Source organism: Hornefia butyriciproducens, assembly GCF_009695915.1.
Lineage (GTDB): Bacteria > Bacillota > Clostridia > Peptostreptococcales > Anaerovoracaceae > Aminicella > Aminicella butyriciproducens.
This window is the reverse complement of the sequence record NZ_VUMZ01000001.1, coordinates 434,773-454,839: the sequence shown is the minus strand read 5'-3', so window position 1 is coordinate 454,839 and position 20,067 is coordinate 434,773. Positions and strand designations below refer to the sequence as shown.

Here is a 20,067-nt window from a genome sequence, read left to right as displayed (position 1 = left end):
GGATTCCCGGGTTTCGGTCCGGAAGTCAATTCGGTGATAAGTTTTGTCATAGAGGTAAGTAAATCCTGCGCATTTTATGATACTGTATCAAAGCAGATGCTTGAGAGGATAGAAAAAATACCGACAATTCGGTTTTTGCGATACAGGGATATATCGCCATCGTTAAAGAAGGCGATCTCTGATATTGCTGCAGAATTCGCTTCTTTGCATGAGGATCTTAAGTCACCTAAAATGTGGATTCGGTCTCATTTGCTATCAAAAACCGGACTTGAACGGTGGGAAAGAACAGCAGAACTTGTGGGTGAATGCAGATATGTTGTTCCGGACCCAGAATGGAGAGAAAACTGGGAGAAGAAAAACGTGGCTCCACTCTGCACAAGACTTGAAGCAGAATTGATAGCAAAGGAATTCATATTCAATAATACTGGAATAGACCTAAGTGAAATAGATCCAAAGGATGGAAAGCTAAAGTACTATTGCTTTCGTTATGCAAAAAATGGATGTTTCAAGCTACGTTTCGGGGAATGGGGTGAACTGAATCATCCATATAATGATATCGGAACGGTTGTTGTTTATATGCTGACGAAAGAGGCTGAAATGATAAGCCCGGACAATGGAGATCAATAATGATAGGAGTCAAGAATCAGCTTCTGGACATTTGTACTGAAATGTTAGAGGAAATATCAAATACAGAGAGTGACCCTCATTTTGGCACACCACCAAGTGTCTTTTATATTGATTTTGCTTATGGAAACAAGCGTACAGTGGGTTTTTATATATCTGATCCGCTCGAAACATATAAATACGAAAATGGGGTTTTAGAGATAGTAAAAGTTGGGACAAAAAACAGAATTTCTCCTGTCAGCGGGATGTATTTTCCGGAAGGACGTGGGGCAGTCGGCATTTATAGTAATTATGAATATGCTTTTGTAAGCTTCCAAGTCGGACCACGTTATGGTCGGGGATTTCGTTACAGAATAATAGATGAGGGCGAAAGCAAAAGACTCGGTGAGCAGGAGTTGATATGGGTGTCGTGAATACGGGAAAAAGCTATAAAGAAGAACTGAAAAGAAACAAACGAATAGTGAATGATATCAAGGGCATTGTAGTACGTTCATCACATTATTCATTTCCAGACGGACCGGAAACACATTGTATCTATGAAATACAAATATCGGGGGAAGGAAAATACGAAGAGAGTGATGAGATGGGCAAGATACAGATGGAAAAACCCTTCAGTGTTCCAACAGAAGAAGTTGAAAAATTATGCCTGAAAATAGTAGATATTATGCATCGCTTTGATCGGGTGGATTTTTTCTATGACGATTGTTCCGGAGAAATCGAACTGCTATTTTCTGGAGGAGGGGTAATCCTTCCTCGTGGCATGGCATTCAAAAGAAGATATGTTGATGATGCCTGGACAAATAGTCAGGATGGATGACTATTATTGGTATTGTGATGGGGTCACAGACTTTATTACAGATTCGGTAGAAATAGCCGAGAAAGAAATACTTCGTGAGTTAGGAGATAAGTATATTGAGGCACCAATCGTAGATGTTTTTTATCACGTTTCTCTCGCTGATGGAAGGGAAGGAGAGATTGTTGATATTACAGCGGATGGTGATTATATAGTTCGAATCGAGGATGATGGTATAGAAGAGTGTATCTCGATTCAAGATATTAAAGAAGCGCACGATTGCGAATAGTGGTTAACAGATGGATATTAGAACGATCAGTGATGACTTTTTTACAATTGGAAATATTGCTGTCCTGCTACGGAAGACAGGAAACGATGTATATGACTTCGATTTCAGGAACAACTTTGAATGCAGATCCGTTGTTTCAGAAGTAGAGGCTCCTGTTTTATTGCATATAGGCGCGGTTGAGGATTACGCCGGAGTGGAAGCGACACTCGAGGACATGGGAATGAAGCTGCTCGTGCACGAGGGAGAACATCTGCGTTGCAGCACAATTGAAGAATGGTACCCGTCGCTGAAGGATAAAACACCGTTCACAAAGATATATGATGAGCTGCCTCAAGTGGAAGAACTCCTGATTGATTTCTCATTCCCTGTCTTTATTAAAGGCAATAGGCAGACAAATCGCCATAAAAAGTCACAGTGCATCATCGAGAACATTGATCAGTATAACGCTTTGAGAAAGGAATGGGAACGCGACAGCATACTGTCCTGGCAGAAGGTAGCTGTGCGTGAATATGTTCCACTGCAGGTGATCGATGCGGATTCGTATCCGGATATGGTTCCTATCAGTTATGAATTCCGGTTCTTCTACTTTGAAGGCAAATGTATGGCGTACGGTCCTTACTGGTATATGGGTCATCAATACTCTTTACCGGAAAGCGAACTACAGGAAGTTCTCAAATTGACTGACTGGGCTGCACAAAGACTTGCTGTGTCCTTCCCGGCTATTGATGTTGCCAAAACTGCATCCGGTGAATGGATCATTATTGAAGTTAATGATGCGCAGGAAAGCGGTTTCGTGGGTGCTAATCCACTGGTGCTCTGGAACAATACGATTGAGGCTATGCAGGAACGAACCTGGATCCCGGTGGAAGACTTCTTCGAGGAAGGAACCGTAATTATGGCAGGAGATCCACTCCCGGAAGTCTCATTAGAGGAAATGTGGGATGTGGCTAATAATCTGAAAGGCACTCAGGAATTAGTCGATGCGTTTGCCGGAGCATTCAATAAGTTCTGGTGGGTTGAAGATGATGTGTACGATTTCGAAGAAGGTACAGAGGAATATGAGAATGCCTGTGCAATCACAGACGCGTGGGCGGAATTAATGGATTCTCTGGAAGAACGGCTGATTCAAATTGCTAAAGCCGAAGGACTCATGAGTGAAGACGAGGAACACCCGCATTCAATAGTGGCTCTGTCACCAATCATGGAAAAGTACGGCTATCGTGATGGCCGCGGTTGGTGGGTCAAGGCTGACAATAGGTGAGAATATGATCATGACATATGGCTGGATGGTATATGCACAAAACCATCCTGACTTTAAGAAGGAAATTGAGGAAGCGATAGAATCAGGAGAAGAGCGCGAGTTAACTTTCAGACAAATCCACAGAATACGATTTGAACCGGAACGGCAGTCTGTTGTTGTCACACCTTTTTCTGATCACAGTGATTGGTGCGTCAAAATCATACCAAAGCGTATTACTTACAGAGCCGTTCTGCAGGCAATCAATGGAGACTGGGATTTTTCAGAAGCTGATATTTCGGATGTGGATTAATAGTAGAGGTGAGCATTATGATGAGACCACCAGAGCCACTTTGGGATGAGTCTCAAGCGTTGGCAGAAGAATACTTTTCACAGTTTTCAGAAGAAGAAATGCAACGCGAGATGAGTGAAGAAGAGGAACAGGAGTTTCACGAGGATTTTGAACACTGGATGTATGAACATGCATCCGAGGAGCTGAGGCTTTATTGGGATTATCGATCCTGGGTCGGTGACGAGGGACAGTTATGTGATGGAAAAGGGAATATCCTACTCAGGGATCCAGAGAATTCATGGAGTTGGATTCAAGACTGGGATGTGAATGAAGACGGCTATTGCATGTTCAAAGGAACGCAGGAACTGATACTTAATACAGACGGTTCTCCGATAAAGGATCCGGTTCTTGATAAGAGAGTAGAGGAAATGTATTAGAAAAAAGTCCGGATCAGGTGATTGATATGAGGATTAGCTCTTACTGGAAAGAGTATAAAAAGATAGAGGCAGAGTACCGGGCAAAGAACTGCGAGGTGCCGGCTTCAGTAAAGGCAGATTACAAAGCCCAAGAGTATCTTGACTCTCTTTGGCGGCTTCTGAATAAGTGTGCGGATGGGAATGCAGTTTCCAATGCAACATGGGAGTATTTATCCAAGATTCAATTCGAAGAGAGAGATCCTGACATATCCACAGAAATGGAAGGTCAGGTCGATGCTGCTATAGAAGAACTGGCTGTTTTATTTGCCGATTTGAGAGAAGAGAAGAACGGCTTTCTTATGGATGGAAATACTTTGACCAGGGATGGAAGAAAACGAGTTCGGGCAAGTGCGGATAGAATAGGGCGGTTAAATCAATAGGAGAAAGAATATGGGCTTATATTTTGAAGTTCAATGTACAGAATATGGTTACCATGAAACCTTAGTTGAAGGCGAATGCGGGTTTGAGCATTTAGACGCAATTAAAATGAAACAGGAATTTGAATCAGGAGAAGGTGATCCGTTCTACAGAAAAATATTTGAGCTTTTCCGTGGTACTGTTACCGAAGAGGATTCGACTGGAAACTGCTTTCTCTTTAAGGATGTAGAACCTGGCAGTGAAGAATGGGAAGAAAACAGATTGCTCTATGGAGAGCCGTATATTCGTCTGACACCAACTATTTATGAGTGCTACCATTGCAAGAAACTTTTTAACCATGACAGGGTGAGCATTATTTGTAAGCGTGGCATTTTTAGAGAGAACGATGTAGAATGTCCGACTTGCAAAACATATTATACGCGATCCATTCCGGCAGAAGATTTTTTCGAGGATGAAGAAGAGCCGAAGGACGGATACGTTTATATTTGCAAAGAAAGATGTCCAAAATATCATAGTAAAATGAAGGTTATCAATTCCGGTATTGTCGGATAATGATAACCGTCTTATTGACAAGTTCCCGATAACGAGGAAATGCTCAAAAAAGGGTATGATAAGTTTCCGATAACGGGCAAGAGTCATTTTGACATTCATGGTATCAACTCTTGCCATATGGAGTGCGTAGTATTGATGTCAAGGGTCGAAGGGAAATAGCCGCGAAAGCCCTTGATTTCAGGCATTTTTCGGCTTCAGACAGTTTCGAGTTGGTGGAACGGGTAATTGTCTGCGGTAACTTATCCAAAGGCAGATCAGCTCAAAAAGTGTGAGAGTTGAGTTGCCACGATAGATGTCACTATGTTGAGTTGCCGAGTTAGATGTTGGGGTAGTTGTGGCTGTGAGATAGATGTCAAGGCTGGAACGACTTGATATGTTCGCAAAGTTTACTGTTTCTATTATAGAACAGTAAAAGGAGGAACTTCGAAAATGGAGTATGTTGTAGTTGGAATATGCATTGTGGCAGTGCTGGCCATTGTTGCTTTGCTAACTTATAGGGGAAAAAGAGTGAGTTCGCCCGAAGGTGAGGATAAATCTGATAAGGATAACGGTACGATAATTACAAAGCAAACCAGCGAATTATCTCAGTCAGATCAAAAGCTCAATGAACTTGCTATTCAGATGGAGATGCTCCCTGCAGAAGCAATACCGGACGAGAGTAGGCTGGTAGAGATAACTGATAGTAAAGTTCTGGCACGGGTGAATAATCTTGTTCCCGGATTGGCGCAAGCTGGTGTAGCTAGGACAAATGCAGTCCAAGCTGCAAAAGCGGGAAACGAAGTTTTATATCGTGCCATAATTCCGGCTGGTGCTAAGCTTACCAATTCTCAGGCTATGGAAGGCGCGGTTCGAGGATTTTATCGCGGTGCTGATGGAATTCAAGGTCATGCAAATCTTGTGGCGGTTCAAGCTCAAAAAGGAACTGCTGTAGTAGCAAACACTGCAGCGGCAGCTATGGGAGTTGCGTCAATGGTTGTCGGGCAGTATTACATGACACGGATAAATGCGGAATTGGGTGAAATCAGCGATGATATATCTAAAATATCTGATTTCCAAGACAACGAGTTTCGAAGCCGAGTTTTTTCGCTCGTTGCTCATGTTAAGAAAATTGCTGATTTTCAAGTAGAGATCCTTGAGAATGATGAATTGAGGCTGTCAAAGATTGCACAGCTCGATAGTCTGGAAGAAGAATGCACGCAGTTGCTTGGTCAGGTCAATTTAACACTGGCTGGCTATTCAAAGAAAAACGATTTGGATTATGCAGCCTATGAAAAGGAATTAAAAGAGGCGCAAAACTGGTATACGTACCAGAAAGCATTACTTGATGTTCTGTATAAGATTTCCGACTTGAGGTATACGCTTCATATGGGGACTGTATCAAGAGAGCAGTGTGTAGCGCTATTGCCGACATACACAAAGCAGGTGGAAGACACTCAAGCATTATTGACTGGGTGGCATCAGACATCCGTAAAACGATTAGGCATTGATACCGATGAAATCAGGCGAAAAAGAGCTGGCTTCGATGGTGTTATTCATTTTCTTCCCGGATTATTTAACGACGAACTCAATTTCAGGGCGATTGACGAAAAAATAGTGGACATGATAGCAGTTCAAGCGTCAGCGAAATCTATTGAATATCCGCAGGATAACAGTGAACTGTACGCCGAGGATGTGCAACTGATTTCAAAAGACGGTAAAATCTTCTATTTGCCAACAGATAAAGCAGAATAAATAAAGAGAAAGGCTCCTCACTACTGATTAAGTTCAGTGGCGAGGAGTCTTTTTATGCTTCGATTTCGATTGTGATGTCGGACTTGAATTCCACGGTGAAGTGGTCGGAGAAGACGGTGATCTTCTCGATGAGCTTTTTGACCAACGCATCATCGAACTCTGTGATGTCGGTTTCCTGACCGGCGATGAAGTCTTGCAGTTCCTTGATCCGGTTCATGGCTTCTTCCCGGTGGTAGCTGTCGACCTCGGACTGTTCCTTCTGGTCGCGGAGCCGGAAAATCTCATCAGCGATGGCATTGTATGGCTCTGATGTGGCGGTTGATAGAGTAAATATATTTCTCTATCAGCCGATTTTTTGCTTATAAGCATTGACATATCGCGAAAGATAGATATAATAAATGTATGGATAAGATTGAAATTTTTAAAGCACTATCAAATGAAACACGGCTCAGTATTATTGAGTGGTTGAAGGAACCGGAGAAAAACTTTCCGCCGCAGGGAGGACATTTTGATGATGTGGTGGATCTGAAAGGCGGTGTGTGTGTTGGAAGCATCTGCGACAAAGCCGGGATATCACAGTCAACCGTATCTCATTACCTAGATATGCTGCAAAAAGCAGGCTTGCTTCTTTCCGAAAGGCACGGAAAGTGGACATATTACAGACGGAATGAAGAGATGTTGGCTGCACTGTCAGACTACTTCGGACACGAAATTTAAGTTGTGCATAAATTAGGCGGGATGAGAATCCCGTTTAATTTAAGGCCTTATATATCGTCAAAACGAGATATAAGGATATATAGAAACAAGGAGGAATTTTTATGCATTTTTCATGTGGAATTGTCAGACCGCCCTATGAGGCAGGTTCCTGTTTTTTACAAGTAACGTCAGGTTGCTCGCATAACAAGTGCCGCTTCTGTACCTTTTACAAGGAAGCACCGTTTTCTGTATCTCCTGAGAGTGAGATACGGGAGGATCTTCAGGAAATAAGAGATTCCGGATGGAAGGTAAAGCGGATTTTTCTGCAGGGAGCTGACCCGTTCCTGCTGAGCTACGACAGACTTAAAAGAATCATGGACTTGATCAAAGAATACCTGCCCTGGGGCGTTTCCGTTGGTGGATATGGCCGGGTTGACAGCGTAAAGAACAAGTCTGTGGAGCAGCTTAAGTCACTGAAAGAAATGGGATATGACATGATCGTATTCGGAATCGAGCCGGGTGATGATGCTGTTCTCGATAAGATGAATAAGGGTTATCATGGAAGTGATATCGTAGAGCAGCTCTCCAAGCTGGATGAAGCAGGAATGCATTATTCCGTCATCTTCTTATACGGACTGGGAGGCCATGATTATGGTATGGGGCATGCCATTAAAACGGCAGAAGTGTTGAACCATCTGTCGCCCGTCAGGGTGCTGGCTTCCGGACTCTCCATCTTCCCTGATACGCCGCTTATGGAAGAAGTGAGAAGGGGTGAGTTTGTAGAAGCTACAGAGACAGAAAAGATACAGGAACTGTATACCTTTGTGAAGACGCTTGAAATCCACACGCTGCTGGATGCAACGAATGTCTCCAATATGATGCCGGTATATGGACATCTTCCGGATGACAAAGAGAAGATATTGGCGATGCTCAAACAGGGTGCAGACGAACAGGGAGAAGAGCGATTGCGGATGCGAAGAGACAGCATGAGAAGCCTGTGACCAGGACAAAAATCAGAAAGGTGGTATTTAGATGAAGGTGTATTATATTTTTGACAGCTATTGTGGATGGTGCTATGGGTTTGAGACAATTCTTAAACCGTTTATTGAAGCACATCCGGAATTGGAAGTAACGGTGCTATCAGGTGGATTATTTATGGACGGACATTCGCTTTCGGCATTTCCGTATATGAGTGATACGAATAAAAGAATCGCAGATATGTTTGGAGTGGAATTCGGCAAGCCATATCTGAACTTGTTAGAGACGGGAAGTATGGTTCCTGACTCGAATGATGCCGCAATAGGATTTGGAGTTCTCAGGAGCTTCTTACCTAAAGGAGAACATGTTAATCTTGCGTCAAAGATGCATGAAGCATTCTATTTGGATGGCAAATCACTTTCTGATGTGGCGACGATCGAATCAATCGCCAAATCCTATGACCTTCCTGCAGACAAGATCGCAGAGGATTTCGTCCGTATTTCTGAAGAGGGCAAGTACCATCCGGACTTTTATGAGGCAAGAAAAATAGGAGTCACATCCTTCCCGACGCTGTTTCTTGAAATAAATGGGAAGCATTATGACTTAAAAGGAAGTGCAATTACCCTCAATGATTTAGAGGAAAATCTGAATATCATTAAGGAAAAGGGCGGGATCCTCAATGATGGATACAATACGCCCGTTGCCTGTAATATCGACGGTACAGGTTGTTCATAAGCTATTTGAAGGAGGGCATTATGAAACTGCCGAAAATCTTTGAACCAAGCAGTTTGATGAAGCGAACCGCCAGATATCGGAAAAGAACGCAAGGTCAGAACGGATTGAGGATTTCATCGGGAAGCTGAAAGAACAGAACGGTGTGATTGAGGAATTTGATCCGTGGCTGTGGGCCTGCATGGTGGATTTCGTCACAGTAGGCCGCCGGAAGGAGATGATTTTCACCTTTCGGGACGGTACCGAGATAGAGGTATAACTGAACATAAATCAGGTGACAGACACTCCGCTCCGGCGGGGTGTTTTTGTGTTGAGTGGCAGAGTGGAATCATTTTAATCGAAATGTTATAATGTTGAAAATTGAGGATTTCCAGGTCTATTTGTGCCTGGAAAACGAAGATCAGCAGGTGTGATAGTTTGCATACACCCAATGCACCCATCTGTATGAAACGAGGAAATACAGACCCAGTGTGCATTTTGGGTTAAGGAGTGTAAATGCCGGAAAAGTTACATTGTATCAGATATAGAATCCAGACATTCAGGTGCTTGTCTCGTGCCATATTGAGACCGTAGTATTGATGTCAAGAGTCGAAGGAAAATAGGCGCGAAAGCCTAGTAATACAGCGGTTTTCGGGGAATCGGGCAAATTTGGCATCGGGCGGGACATGCGCTTCTCGGTAACTTATCCAAGGGCAAATCAGCTCAAAAAGTGTGAGAGTTGAGTTGCCACGATAGATGTCACTATGTTGAGTTGCCGAGATAGATGTTGGGGAGTTGTGGCTGTGAGATAGATGTCAGAACTAATAATAAATTCCGGATGCACAAAAAGCGTCCGGCAATTTTTTTTGAAAAAAATTGATGTAACTATTGACATTACATCTGCTGCGTGTTATATTAATGCCATCGGATGAAACCACGGTGGTTACATCAGAAACGCAAATTACAGATTTTTAAGGAGGATACCATCATGACAAAGAAAGAAAAGGCACTGGCACTTATCGGCACATTCGCAAACGGTGATACCGCAAAGGCAAAGGAGCTTCTTGCTCCCGGCTACATTCAGCACAACCTCGCTTATGGCACAGGCGCTGACGCTTTTGTAGGCAGCGTTGCCTATCTTGCATCCGCTCCCGTTAAGACTACTGTCAATAACATTCGTGCTTTCGAGGACGGAGACAAGGTATTTCTGCAGACGATCTACAACTTCGCAGGAGCCGGAGAACAGGTCGCCTTTGACATCTTCCGTTTCGATGCTGACGGTAAGATTGCTGAGCATTGGGACAATCTCGCGGCAAAGGCAGCTCCGAATCCGTCCGGACATACACAGGTTGACGGCTACGACTCGCTGGAAGACCTCGATAAGACTGAGGAGAACCGTGAGATTATCAAGAACTTCCTTCATGATGTAATGCAGGGCAAGGCTCCTGAAAAGACACCTTCCTACTTTGACGGTGACATCTATATTCAGCACAACACAGGAATTGCTGACGGCCTTTCCGGTCTCGGCGCTGCGCTTGATGCGCTTGGTAAGCAGGGCATTCAGATGATCTATGACAATATCCATCAGGTTCTTGCACAGGGCAATTATGTACTGGCCGTTTCCGAGGGCACCTTTGGCGGAACTCCTACTTCCTACTACGATCTGTGGAGGATTGAGAACGGTAAGGTGGCAGAGCATTGGGATGTCATGGAAACCATTGCTGACAAAGAGACTTGGCAGAACACAAACGGCAAATTCTAATGTAACCGTTGAAATTACAGCATGCGTGATGTAGAATGATAGACGGAGGTGTTTTATATGCAGATATCGAGCAGATTTACGGTGGCTTTACATATCTTCACCTGTGTGGATACGTTTAAGGATGAATATAAGGTTACGAGTGATTTTCTCGCGGGAAGTATAGGAACCAATCCGGTCATCATTCGAAAAATACTCACACAGCTGCAGAGTGCAGGGCTTATCACAGTAGCAAGGGGAACTGGCGGAATCTCGCCAACAAGAGAACTGTCGGAGATATCCTTTTATGATGTATATCAGGCCATAGAGCCTGTAGAGGGCGGAGACTTATTCCGGTTTCATGAAAATCCGAGTCCGGAGTGTCCTGTAGGAAGAAACATCCATGCTCTTTTGGATGACAAGCTGAAAGACATTCAAAACGCTATGGAGGACGAGATGAAAAAGTACACCATAGCGGACTTGAGGACAGGAATGCAGGAGATTCTGACAAAAGAAACCTGACAAAACGGGACTCCGGGGCAGACAGCTTCGGGGGCTTTTTCTAAGGAGGCGTCAACCGTGACAGCAAAAGACTATCTTGACTATATAGTGAATGAAATCCATCGAACGATTGTAGCGACTGTCGATGACGAGTGCCTTCCGGTGACGGCAGCAATCGATATGATGGACAGTGATGAAAATGGGTTGTATTTCCTTACCGCAAAGGGCAAAGGCTTTTATGACAGACTGAAGAAAAGAGAGTTTCTTGCTCTTACTGCGATGAAGGGTGAGGATACCATGAGCAGTGTGGCTGTGTCTATCCGCGGAAAAGTTCGGGAGCTTGGATATGATAAGATTCCGGAGCTGTTCGAGAAAAATCCGTATATGCGAAAGATATATCCCACAGAGGAGTCTATGCATGCTCTGACGGTGTTTCAGATATATGAGGGCAGCGGTGAGTGGTTTGATCTTTCAAAGAAACCGATCGAGCGTGTCTCCTTTACCTTCGGAGGAGCAGAGAAAAAGGCAGAGGGATATTTCATTACTGATGCCTGCATCGGCTGTGGAAGCTGTGCGGCAGTCTGTCCGCAGAACTGCATCATGACAGATAGTATTCCCTATGTTATCGAGCAGGAACACTGCCTGCATTGTGGGAACTGCATGACGAAATGTCCTGTAGGTGCGGTGGAAAGAAGGTAACAGTATGAATGAGAAAATGACACAGAATCAGCGGCTGGATTATCTCGTAGAGGAATTTAGAACAGATTCTGTTCAATATAAAGATTTGGAAACGCCTAAAGGCACTGAAGGAAAACGACGCATTCTTCGGTCGCTTATGAACATCCGTATGCCGAAGGCTTTTTCAGATGATGTACTCGCTGTTCAGGATGAATATCTGACAGGTAGAGCAGAAGAAAAAGGTATCGTTTCTGCTGTATTTCTACCGGTGTATTTCGCTTTCCGAACAAACGGGCGGCGGAGATTGCGGTACAAACGGTGAACGATTGGATGAAAAAGCATCCGGGCAGTATGGAAAGGGTGATCTTTAATGTTTTTAAGGACGAGGATAAAAAATACTATGAAGAACTTATACGATGAAATGCCGAACGGTTATCAGGAGAGCATTCAAAAGGGACTCAGTGCGGTGCGTTATTTCAGCAGAAATATGACATTCGAAACAGGTTCTAAGGAGGAACGACTCTCTGGATTAAAGAAAGAGATCGAAGAGGCAGATGCTATTGTGGTCGGAGCGGGTGCCGGACTTTCTACTTCCGCCGGACTGACCTATAGCGGAGAGAGATTTGAAAGGTACTTCTTTGATTTTGCAAGAAAGTACGGCATCCGGGATATGTATTCCGGCGGTTTCTATCCCTTCCCCGATGAAGAAACACGCTGGGCGTGGTGGGCAAGGCATATCTATTTCAACCGATATATTGATGCACCGAAGCCTGTCTATAGGGAACTGCTCTCACTTGTGAAAGATAAGGATTATTTTGTTGTTACAACGAACGTAGATCACCAGTTTCAGAGAGCAGGATTCGATAAAAGGCGTCTGTTCTACACCCAAGGAGACTATGGACTTTTCCAGAGCGCCAATTCATCCATGCAGAAAACCTATGATAATGAAGAATGGGTAATGAAAGCAATGGAGGCTCAGGGGTTCATAAGGGACGAGAATGGGGTGTTTCAGGTTCCTGAAAGTGGTGAACTGAAAATGAAGATTCCGGTATCGCTCATTCCGAAATGTCCAGATGATGGTTCGGATGTTACTATGAATCTTCGTGCGGATGATTCCTTTGTCGAGGATGAAGGGTGGCACAGAGTGTCTGCGGCATATGCGGAATTCCTGCTTAAGACTAAGAATCTTCAGGTGCTTTATCTGGAGCTTGGCGTAGGAGCCAATACACCTGTCATTGTGAAGTACCCGTTCTGGCAAATGACGATGGAAAATGAAAAGGCAGTGTATGCTTGTATCAATTATGGCGAGGCATTTTGTCCGGGCGAAATTGCAAACAAAAGCATCTGCATTGATGGGGATATTGGTGATGTGTTTGCGAAGATGAAATAAAGACAGGGCTTTAAAAGAAAAATCAGGCTCCTCGCTACTGATTAGGTTCAGTGGCAAGGAGCCTTGTCTTATGCTTCGATGCCGATTGTGGTGCCGGACTTGAATTCCACGGTGAAGTGGTCGGCGAAGACGGTGATTTTCTCGATGAGCTTTTTGACCAGAGCCTCATCAAACTCTGTGATGTCGGTTTCCTGACCGACGATGAAGTCCTGCAGCTCCTTGATCCGGTTCATGGCTTCTTCCCGGTGGTGGCTGTCAAGCTCGGATTGAACATTTGTGATTTCGTCTGTCATAACATATCCACCTCCAGTATCCAGTGGAGACTCAGAGCCGGTTTGAGCGGAGGAAAATAAAAAAAGCCTGCGGGCATTCCGAAGAACACTCGCAGGCATGCAGATTGGATATTCAGTTATTTTCGGTTTTCATTTCCCCAGTCACAGAGCTTGTCGAGCACTTTTACAAGGGAATGACCGCGCTCTGTCAAGGAGTATTCGACTTTGGGAGGAATCTGCGGATAGACATTGCGGATGATGAGATCGTCGGCTTCGAGTTCCTTTAGATTCTGGCTTAAAGTCTTATCAGCGACCTTCTTCAAATATCGCTGCATTTCATTGAAGCGGACTGGCTCATATTCCATCAAACAGTAAAGAATTATGGGCTTATACTTTCCTGCTATAAGAGAAAGGGTATAACTGTACCCGGTTGTCTCAAAATCTGCATCGGCTATGTCGTTTTTCATAATAGCTTACCTCGAAGTAAGTACCTTACTTATATGTAGGTACTTGAAAATAATTTATGTACTTGTATAATATACATTGTCTTGCTGAAGAAGTCAAGAACGATGCAGGAGGTGCGCTATGGCAAAAAATATAATTATCCTTAACGGAAGCCCGCGTCCAAAAGGAAACACATCTGCACTCACAGCTGAATTTAAGAAGGGTGCAGAAGAAGTTGGGAATAAAGTTACAGAGTTTCAGTTATCCAGAATGAAAATCAACGGATGCATTGGCTGCTGGGGCGGTGGTAAAGATTCGGAGCATCCGTGTTCACAGAGAGATGACATGGAGAAGATATATCCACTATATAAGGAAGCGGATGTGGTGGTTCTTGCTTCGCCGTTATACTACTGGTTTATTTCTGGATTTTTGAAGAACGCATTTGATCGACTGTTCGCAATTGCTGAAAGTGATCCAAACTGCAGAAATCCTAAAAAGGAATCTGTCCTGATTATGGCTGCAGAGGGCGCTGGATTTGAGGAAAGCGAGCACTGGTATGATCATCTTGAAAAGCATATCGGATGGAGGAGCCTCGGAAAAATTCTCTGTGGATATGTAACCCAGCCCGGTGACACAGATGGCAAAAAAGAACTTCAAGAGGCGTATGCCCTTGGTAACTCAATTCAATAACATGAAAGGTGGACAATCATAATGAAGAAAAATCTTGGTGTAGTACAGGCAGTGTATCCGATGCCGGTTTTGATGGTAGCGGCATACGACGAGAATGGAAAAGTGAACGTCATGAACGCAGCATGGGGTATGATCTGCAATGCGGACAGAATTGCTCTGTTTATTGATGAGGAGCACAAGACCACGCAGAACCTTCTGAAGACAAAGGCTTTCACTGTAGCACTTGCCGATAAGGAGCACATGGATGTTGCTGACTTCTTTGGAATTGCTACAGGCAATAAAATGAACGATAAGTTTGAACGCACCGGTTATACAGCAGTAAAGAGCGAATTCGTTAATGCACCCATCATCGATGAATTCCCCGTTGTCATGGAATGTGAACTGGCAGAGGTGAGCGAAACCGAGAGCTTCTACTGTATCGTTGGAAAGATCATCAATACGGCTGCCGAGGAAAGAGTGTTATCTGAGAACGGAAAGGTTGATCCGTCTAAGCTACAGGCACTGATTTTTGACCAATTCCAGCACGGCTATTATGTTTCCGGAGAACAGGTCGGAAAGGCGTGGAAAGCCGGAGCAAGCTTAATGAAAAAATAAGCAAAATAAAATGTCAGGTGCGCTACCATCAGTAAAGATGTTAACGCACCCGAGAAAGAATTATGACAGCATTTCATTGACTCTTTTCTGAACGGCATTGTAATCATATCCGGCAGCGGTGGACGCATTTGTTAAAAGCGACAGGACCTATGATGAGATCATGGAGTTCCTGAAATCCAGTAAGAAAGAACTGTAGAGAGTTAATATTGCAGGAAAGCCATATTGAGTTGCCGAGTTAGATGCTGGGGAGTTGTGGCTGTAAGATAGATGTTGGAGGAAGGCTTCCATACTGCAGCCATTGAAGGAGAGAAGTCCTTATTAAAAAATATACATTGATGCATTGACAACCGTGAATGCGTGCGACATAATATGTATATCTCCTGGAGGTGAAGGTCATGGGATTGAGAGAAGATGTTAAAAAAATGAAGGCACTCACAGATGAGAACCGCCTTGCGATCCTGCTTGCGCTGCAGCATGGAGAAAAGTGCGGATGTGATCTGCTGGAAGAACTGAATATCACGCAGCCGACTCTTTCGCATCACATGAAAATTCTTGCAGACAGTGGTCTTGTTGATTACTACAAAGAGGGAAAATGGATGCATTACTCCATTTCAGCAAACGGGGTTAGAGAGTTCCGTGAAATGATCAGCGCCTACGCAAGATGTGACTGTGAAACAGACAGCAGCGTATCCTGCGGATGCAAGAAAAAGGAATAATCAATATCTTTCATTAACATAGGCAGTCCCTTGGGATTGCCTATATAAAGGTCATAAACATAGATGCATTTCAATATATAAAACTAATGGAGGCGAAGTCATGAACAATCAGAGCAAAGGGATTAATACATTTCAGCGGTATCTTTCTGTGTGGGTACTGCTTTGCATGGCTATAGGAGTGCTGCTCGGGCATTTTGCCCCGGCCATTCCTGCCACACTCGGAAAATTTCAGATTTCCGGCATTTCGATTCCTATCGCTGTTCTCATTTGGGTCATGATCTACCCTATGATGATGAAAGTGGATTTTCAGAGCGTAAAACAAATTGGGAAGAACCCGAAAGGGCTTCTGGTCACGTGGGTGACGAACTGGCTGATCAAGCCCTTCACTATGTACGGAATTGCTTATCTATTTTTATTTGTAGTATTCAAAGCTTTCATATCTTCGGAATTGGCAACAGAATACCTTGCAGGAGCAGTGCTTTTAGGTGCTGCTCCATGCACGGCGATGGTGTTTGTGTGGAGTACGCTTACAAAGGGAAATCCTGCTTATACGGTCGTACAGGTGGCTACAAATGACCTTATCATCCTTGTGGCTTTTGTTCCGATCGTAAAATTTCTTTTAGGCGTTTCTAATGTGGTTGTTCCCTACAGCACTCTGTTCGTCAGCATATTTCTGTTTGTAGTGATTCCGCTTGTCGGCGGCGTCCTGACGAGGATAACGGTCACGAAGCAAAGAGGCGCGGATTACTTTGAGAGTACTTTTATCCACAAGTTCGACAATGCCACAACGATAGGGCTGCTGTTGACGTTGGTTATTATCTTCAGTTCACAGGCAGAGGTGATTCTGTCTAATCCGCTTCATATTGTTTTGATAGCGGTGCCGTTAACCATTCAGACCTTTCTGATCTTCTTTATCGCTTACGGAGCAAGCAAGCTGCTGAAATTACCGCATGATATTGCGGCTCCTGCCGGGATGATCGGAGCATCAAATTTCTTTGAACTTGCGGTAGCTGTGGCGATTGCACTATTTGGTACGACAAGTCCTGCAGCGCTCGCCACCACTGTAGGCGTTCTAACGGAGGTACCCGTCATGCTCCTGCTTGTGCGAATAGCAAATAAAACGACAGCGAGGTTTGTGTAATGTGGACTTTTATTCAGGATCAGATCCTTGGGATGAAGTGGTTGAATGCCCTGATTGAGCAATTGCTGCTCATGTTCGGATTTAATTTAGATAGTCGGATTGGTGGCAGTATACAGTTCTTCATTTATGACACAATTAAAATCACGGCATTGCTCTGTGTGTTGATCTTTCTGATTTCTTACATTCAGAGTTTCTTTCCTCCGGAGCGGAGCAGGAAGATTATGGGAAGATTTCATGGAATAGGAGCAAATGCGGTAGGCGCGCTGCTCGGAACGGTTACACCATTCTGTTCCTGCTCCTCTATTCCGATTTTCATGGGATTTACGAGCGCAGGGCTTCCGCTTGGGGTGACATTATCATTTCTCATTTCATCGCCAATGGTGGATTTGGGGAGTCTTGTGCTTCTCATCAGTATCTTTGGTGTGAAGATTGCCGTGACCTATGTGGTGCTGGGTCTTGTCATTGCGGTTCTTGGCGGGACATTGATAGATAACCTGCGCATGGAAGATCAGATTGCTGATTTTATCCGCAATAATAATAGCAAGGTGGATATAGAGTCTCCAAATCTTACCGTAAAGGATCGGCTGCTCTATTCCAGAGATCAAGTCGTATCCACCTTTAAACTTTGAAATCAACGCTGCCGGATCCATCGTTCGCAAAGAATTGTATTAACGCGTCCTTGCTTTTGATAGCTTCGCCGTTACTCACTCAGTTTTCCGAATATTATTGTGACCTGCCGATTTTGTTGTTGACAAGAATGATAGTATCTGATAATGTATTAGTATCAGATACAAATTTAAATATGATATTAAGGAGAAAAAATGGATACAGAAGTGATCAGGAAAAGAAAAAGCATACGAACTTATAGAGAACAGGAGATTCCGGAGCAGACATTGAATAAGGTGAAGAATTTCCTTCAGGGAGACACGGGTTTGTTTGAAGTTCCGGTCACCTTCACGATCCTGAACGCAAAAAAGGAAGGTGTTACCAGCCCGGTGATCATTGGCGCAGACACTTTTATAGCGGGAAAGTGTAGAAAACAGAAAAATGCAGAAGTCTCGTTTGGATATGCATTTGAGAAGTTTGTTCTCTATGCAACGTCCTTGGGGTTAGGTACAGTATGGCTGGCTGCGACAATTGATCGTAAGGCATTCGAGAAGGCTATTCATTTAGAAGATGATGAAGTGATGCCTGCGGTTACGCCTCTCGGGTTTGCGGCCGCGAAACGCTCAATTCGTGAGAGTATGATGCGAAAGGGATTGAAATCGGACAGTCGTCTTCCGTTTGAGGAATTGTTTTTCCATGACGATTTTCAGAAGCCGCTAAGCGTGGCAACGGCAGGGATATGGGAGTTGCCATTGGAAATGGTAAGGCTTGCGCCTTCTGCCACAAATAAGCAGCCCTGGAGAGCTGTTGTGGGGAAGAACAAAGTGTATTTTTATGAAAAGAAGACGAAGGGATATGCAAAGGAATCTACCGGAGATATTCAGAAGGTGGATTTGGGGATCGCACTTTGTCATTTCGAAATAGCGGCAAAGGAAAGTGGACTCAAAGGTCGATTTATTCAGGCTGATCCCGGAATCTCAGTTGCGGGAGATACGGAATATATTGCGACATATGTGCTGGAGGTGTAACTGTGGATACGAAATTTTCGGCCGCACTCCATATGCTGATCCTGATCTCGGAATCAGAAACACCGATGAATTCCGCTCAGATTGCAGCAAGTGTCGGAACAAATGCGAGCTATATCCGAAAACTTACTACAAGGCTCAGCAAAGCAGAAATCATTGAGGGGCGTCGCGGTATCAGCGGCTTTCGGCTGATCAGGGAGCCGGAAAAAATTTCACTTTTTGATATTTACACATCCGTCATGGAGACCAGTACATTACATCTGTTTGATATCCATCAGAATCCGAATGACGCCTGCATTGTCGGGCATAATATTCGTCCTGTTCTAAACGGAATGTTTCGGGATATGGAGGAGCGTGTGGAAAAGGAACTTTCTGGGATCACGCTTGCGGATTGTATCAACAACATGCGCATATACATCAATGAACATGATGGTGGAAGGGAGAAGACGAAATGAAGGCAGCAGTACTTACGCACTATGATAAGAAGGGAACGAGCTTAGATGTTCAAAATCTTCCAATCCCTGTTCCGGAAAGTGAAGAGGTTCTCGTAAGGATTAAAGCAGCGGCTGTCAATCCTCTGGATAATATGATCATTCGGCGCGAGGTGAAGTTGATCGTCCCATATAAGATGCCGCTTATAATGGGAAATGAATTTGCCGGAGTGGTTGAAAAAACGGGAAAGACTGCTGCACATTTTAAACCTGGAGACAGGGTCTACGGCAGGATGCCGCTGAAGAAAATAGGTGCATTTGCAGAATATGCGGCAGTAAAAGAGTCTGCACTCGCTGCGATTCCGGATTATTTGTCTTATGAGGAGGCGGCGACAGTGCCGCTTACTGCACTTACGGCGATGCAGGCTTTTGAGATTATGCAGGTGAAGACAGGCGAATCTGTGTTTGTCTCGGGAGGTACCGGAAGTCTTGGCGCTATGGCAATTCCTGTCGCCAGAAGGCTTGGACTGCATGTGTATACTAACGGAAACGGAGAAAATGAAGAGCGTGTAATAAGGCTTGGCGCGGAGAAGTTCATTGACTATAGGAAGAAAAATTACGCGGACGTATTAGCGGATGTGGATCATGTCCTCGATACGCTTGGAGACAGTGAACTCCCAAATGAATTCAGGGTGCTGAAAAAAGGCGGAAGCCTGGTATCTCTGCGAGGATTGCCAAACGGAAGATTTGCAAAAAGAATCGGGATGCCGCTATTCAAGAGAGCACTTTTTCAGATTGCCGGGAGCAAATACGATAAAATGGCAGCGGTAAAAGATCAGACCTATGATTTCCTCTTTGTGCAGGAGAACGGGTATCAGTTAGAGAGGATCGGCAGATTGTTTGACAAGGATCATCCTCTGGAAACATCTATTGATTCTGTCTTCAGCCTGGACCAGATTAATGAAGCTCTTGCAAAAGTAAAGTGCGGACAATCCAAGGGTAAGACAATAATAACAATGTAAACACAATGATATGAACTGATGTAAGTGCGTAGTTGATATGGCCGAAAACTAATTCGTGTCTG

30 protein-coding genes are annotated in these 20,067 nt (G+C 44.2%); 26 read left to right on the top strand and 4 right to left on the bottom strand.

Translation table 11 applies throughout. The features are described from left to right. Positions 1 to 33: 33 nt before the first annotated feature. From FYJ64_RS02085 to FYJ64_RS02040, 10 genes are all read left to right on the top strand, one after another. A complete protein-coding gene (locus FYJ64_RS02085) occupies positions 34 to 627 on the top strand; it encodes a hypothetical protein (RefSeq protein ID WP_154573582.1) in 594 nt (197 codons plus the stop codon). Next, positions 627 to 1,037 (top strand): hypothetical protein, encoded by a 411-nt coding sequence (locus FYJ64_RS02080; protein ID WP_154573581.1) that lies wholly within the window; start codon positions 627 to 629, stop codon positions 1,035 to 1,037. Before FYJ64_RS02085 ends, FYJ64_RS02080 begins: the two co-directional genes overlap by 1 nt. Beyond that, positions 1,025 to 1,441 carry a hypothetical protein gene (locus tag FYJ64_RS02075; protein ID WP_154573580.1) on the top strand — a complete coding sequence of 139 codons (417 nt, stop codon included), beginning with the start codon at positions 1,025 to 1,027 and terminating at the stop codon, positions 1,439 to 1,441. Before FYJ64_RS02080 ends, FYJ64_RS02075 begins: the two co-directional genes overlap by 13 nt. After that, positions 1,434 to 1,706 (top strand): hypothetical protein, encoded by a 273-nt coding sequence (locus tag FYJ64_RS02070; protein ID WP_154573579.1) that lies wholly within the window; start codon positions 1,434 to 1,436, stop codon positions 1,704 to 1,706. The genes FYJ64_RS02075 and FYJ64_RS02070 overlap by 8 nt, the downstream gene beginning before the upstream one ends. A gap of 10 nt (positions 1,707 to 1,716) precedes the next feature. Continuing rightward, positions 1,717 to 2,967 carry an ATP-grasp domain-containing protein gene (locus tag FYJ64_RS02065; protein WP_154573578.1) on the top strand — a complete coding sequence of 417 codons (1,251 nt, stop codon included), beginning with the start codon at positions 1,717 to 1,719 and terminating at the stop codon, positions 2,965 to 2,967. Positions 2,968 to 2,971: 4 nt separating this feature from the next. Then, positions 2,972 to 3,256, top strand: coding sequence for a hypothetical protein (locus FYJ64_RS02060; RefSeq protein ID WP_154573577.1), 285 nt, complete (start codon positions 2,972 to 2,974; stop codon positions 3,254 to 3,256). Positions 3,257 to 3,273: 17 nt separating this feature from the next. After that, positions 3,274 to 3,672 (top strand): hypothetical protein, encoded by a 399-nt coding sequence (locus FYJ64_RS02055; protein WP_154573576.1) that lies wholly within the window; start codon positions 3,274 to 3,276, stop codon positions 3,670 to 3,672. 17 nt (positions 3,673 to 3,689) lie between these two features. Further along, positions 3,690 to 4,091: a hypothetical protein gene (locus FYJ64_RS02050; RefSeq protein ID WP_206045503.1), complete on the top strand. Its 402-nt coding sequence runs from the start codon at positions 3,690 to 3,692 to the stop codon at positions 4,089 to 4,091. A 10-nt stretch (positions 4,092 to 4,101) separates the two neighbouring features. Then, positions 4,102 to 4,641, top strand: a complete 540-nt coding sequence (locus FYJ64_RS02045) for a hypothetical protein (RefSeq protein ID WP_154573574.1) — start codon at positions 4,102 to 4,104, stop codon at positions 4,639 to 4,641. Between the two features lie 429 nt (positions 4,642 to 5,070). Beyond that, positions 5,071 to 6,372, top strand: coding sequence for a hypothetical protein (locus FYJ64_RS02040; protein ID WP_154573573.1), 1,302 nt, complete (start codon positions 5,071 to 5,073; stop codon positions 6,370 to 6,372). A gap of 52 nt (positions 6,373 to 6,424) precedes the next feature. Here FYJ64_RS02040 and FYJ64_RS02035 read toward each other — a convergent pair whose 3' ends face one another. Beyond that, positions 6,425 to 6,589, bottom strand: coding sequence for an integrase (locus FYJ64_RS02035; protein WP_154573572.1), 165 nt, complete (start codon positions 6,587 to 6,589; stop codon positions 6,425 to 6,427). Between the two features lie 185 nt (positions 6,590 to 6,774). Here FYJ64_RS02035 and FYJ64_RS02030 point away from each other — a divergent pair, with 185 nt between their 5' ends. From FYJ64_RS02030 to FYJ64_RS01995, 8 genes are all read left to right on the top strand, one after another. Beyond that, on the top strand, positions 6,775 to 7,089 hold the full coding sequence (locus FYJ64_RS02030; protein WP_154573571.1) for an ArsR/SmtB family transcription factor: 315 nt from the start codon (positions 6,775 to 6,777) through the stop codon (positions 7,087 to 7,089). Positions 7,090 to 7,190: 101 nt separating this feature from the next. Beyond that, positions 7,191 to 8,069: a radical SAM protein gene (locus FYJ64_RS02025; protein WP_154573570.1), complete on the top strand. Its 879-nt coding sequence runs from the start codon at positions 7,191 to 7,193 to the stop codon at positions 8,067 to 8,069. 31 nt (positions 8,070 to 8,100) lie between these two features. After that, positions 8,101 to 8,781 carry a DsbA family protein gene (locus tag FYJ64_RS02020; protein ID WP_154573569.1) on the top strand — a complete coding sequence of 227 codons (681 nt, stop codon included), beginning with the start codon at positions 8,101 to 8,103 and terminating at the stop codon, positions 8,779 to 8,781. Between the two features lie 964 nt (positions 8,782 to 9,745). After that, a complete protein-coding gene (locus tag FYJ64_RS02015; protein ID WP_154573568.1) occupies positions 9,746 to 10,519 on the top strand; it encodes a nuclear transport factor 2 family protein in 774 nt (257 codons plus the stop codon). Between the two features lie 57 nt (positions 10,520 to 10,576). Beyond that, positions 10,577 to 11,017 carry an Rrf2 family transcriptional regulator gene (locus FYJ64_RS02010; protein ID WP_154573567.1) on the top strand — a complete coding sequence of 147 codons (441 nt, stop codon included), beginning with the start codon at positions 10,577 to 10,579 and terminating at the stop codon, positions 11,015 to 11,017. A 57-nt stretch (positions 11,018 to 11,074) separates the two neighbouring features. Next, complete coding sequence (locus FYJ64_RS02005; protein WP_328596975.1) at positions 11,075 to 11,695, top strand: 4Fe-4S binding protein; 621 nt, start codon at positions 11,075 to 11,077, stop codon at positions 11,693 to 11,695. A gap of 4 nt (positions 11,696 to 11,699) precedes the next feature. Beyond that, complete coding sequence (locus FYJ64_RS02000; RefSeq protein ID WP_407928754.1) at positions 11,700 to 11,996, top strand: macro domain-containing protein; 297 nt, start codon at positions 11,700 to 11,702, stop codon at positions 11,994 to 11,996. A gap of 48 nt (positions 11,997 to 12,044) precedes the next feature. Then, entirely contained in the window at positions 12,045 to 13,064 is a 1,020-nt protein-coding gene (locus FYJ64_RS01995; protein WP_465250599.1) for an SIR2 family NAD-dependent protein deacylase, read from the top strand. Between the two features lie 68 nt (positions 13,065 to 13,132). On the opposite strand, the gene FYJ64_RS01990 is transcribed toward FYJ64_RS01995, so the two are convergent. After that, positions 13,133 to 13,357: an integrase gene (locus tag FYJ64_RS01990; RefSeq protein WP_235897080.1), complete on the bottom strand. Its 225-nt coding sequence runs from the start codon at positions 13,355 to 13,357 to the stop codon at positions 13,133 to 13,135. A gap of 116 nt (positions 13,358 to 13,473) precedes the next feature. Beyond that, positions 13,474 to 13,803 carry a winged helix-turn-helix transcriptional regulator gene (locus tag FYJ64_RS01985; protein WP_154573566.1) on the bottom strand — a complete coding sequence of 110 codons (330 nt, stop codon included), beginning with the start codon at positions 13,801 to 13,803 and terminating at the stop codon, positions 13,474 to 13,476. Between the two features lie 118 nt (positions 13,804 to 13,921). Here FYJ64_RS01985 and FYJ64_RS01980 point away from each other — a divergent pair, with 118 nt between their 5' ends. Together FYJ64_RS01980 and FYJ64_RS01975 are read left to right on the top strand one after the other, a co-directional pair. Further along, positions 13,922 to 14,470, top strand: coding sequence for a flavodoxin family protein (locus FYJ64_RS01980; protein WP_154573565.1), 549 nt, complete (start codon positions 13,922 to 13,924; stop codon positions 14,468 to 14,470). 21 nt (positions 14,471 to 14,491) lie between these two features. After that, a complete protein-coding gene (locus FYJ64_RS01975) occupies positions 14,492 to 15,064 on the top strand; it encodes a flavin reductase family protein (protein ID WP_154573564.1) in 573 nt (190 codons plus the stop codon). A gap of 60 nt (positions 15,065 to 15,124) precedes the next feature. Here the strand turns inward: FYJ64_RS01975 and FYJ64_RS11760 are convergent, their stop codons facing one another. Further along, positions 15,125 to 15,208, bottom strand: coding sequence for a hypothetical protein (locus FYJ64_RS11760; protein WP_154573646.1), 84 nt, complete (start codon positions 15,206 to 15,208; stop codon positions 15,125 to 15,127). A 251-nt stretch (positions 15,209 to 15,459) separates the two neighbouring features. Between FYJ64_RS11760 and FYJ64_RS01965 the strand changes: the two genes are divergently transcribed. From FYJ64_RS01965 to FYJ64_RS01940, 6 genes are all read left to right on the top strand, one after another. Further along, positions 15,460 to 15,780, top strand: coding sequence for an ArsR/SmtB family transcription factor (locus tag FYJ64_RS01965; protein WP_154573563.1), 321 nt, complete (start codon positions 15,460 to 15,462; stop codon positions 15,778 to 15,780). A 100-nt stretch (positions 15,781 to 15,880) separates the two neighbouring features. Continuing rightward, a complete protein-coding gene (gene arsB / locus FYJ64_RS01960) occupies positions 15,881 to 16,921 on the top strand; it encodes an ACR3 family arsenite efflux transporter (protein ID WP_154573562.1) in 1,041 nt (346 codons plus the stop codon). Then, the gene (locus tag FYJ64_RS01955) at positions 16,921 to 17,550 is read left to right on the top strand and encodes a permease (protein ID WP_154573561.1); all 630 of its coding nucleotides are present in this window, start codon (positions 16,921 to 16,923) and stop codon (positions 17,548 to 17,550) included. Before arsB ends, FYJ64_RS01955 begins: the two co-directional genes overlap by 1 nt. A 192-nt stretch (positions 17,551 to 17,742) precedes the next feature. Further along, positions 17,743 to 18,555 (top strand): nitroreductase family protein, encoded by an 813-nt coding sequence (locus FYJ64_RS01950; protein WP_154573560.1) that lies wholly within the window; start codon positions 17,743 to 17,745, stop codon positions 18,553 to 18,555. Positions 18,556 to 18,557: 2 nt separating this feature from the next. Next, the gene (locus FYJ64_RS01945; RefSeq protein ID WP_328596974.1) at positions 18,558 to 19,007 is read left to right on the top strand and encodes an Rrf2 family transcriptional regulator; all 450 of its coding nucleotides are present in this window, start codon (positions 18,558 to 18,560) and stop codon (positions 19,005 to 19,007) included. Further along, complete coding sequence (locus FYJ64_RS01940) at positions 19,004 to 20,005, top strand: NADP-dependent oxidoreductase (RefSeq protein WP_154573559.1); 1,002 nt, start codon at positions 19,004 to 19,006, stop codon at positions 20,003 to 20,005. The genes FYJ64_RS01945 and FYJ64_RS01940 overlap by 4 nt, the downstream gene beginning before the upstream one ends. Positions 20,006 to 20,067 lie beyond the last annotated feature (62 nt).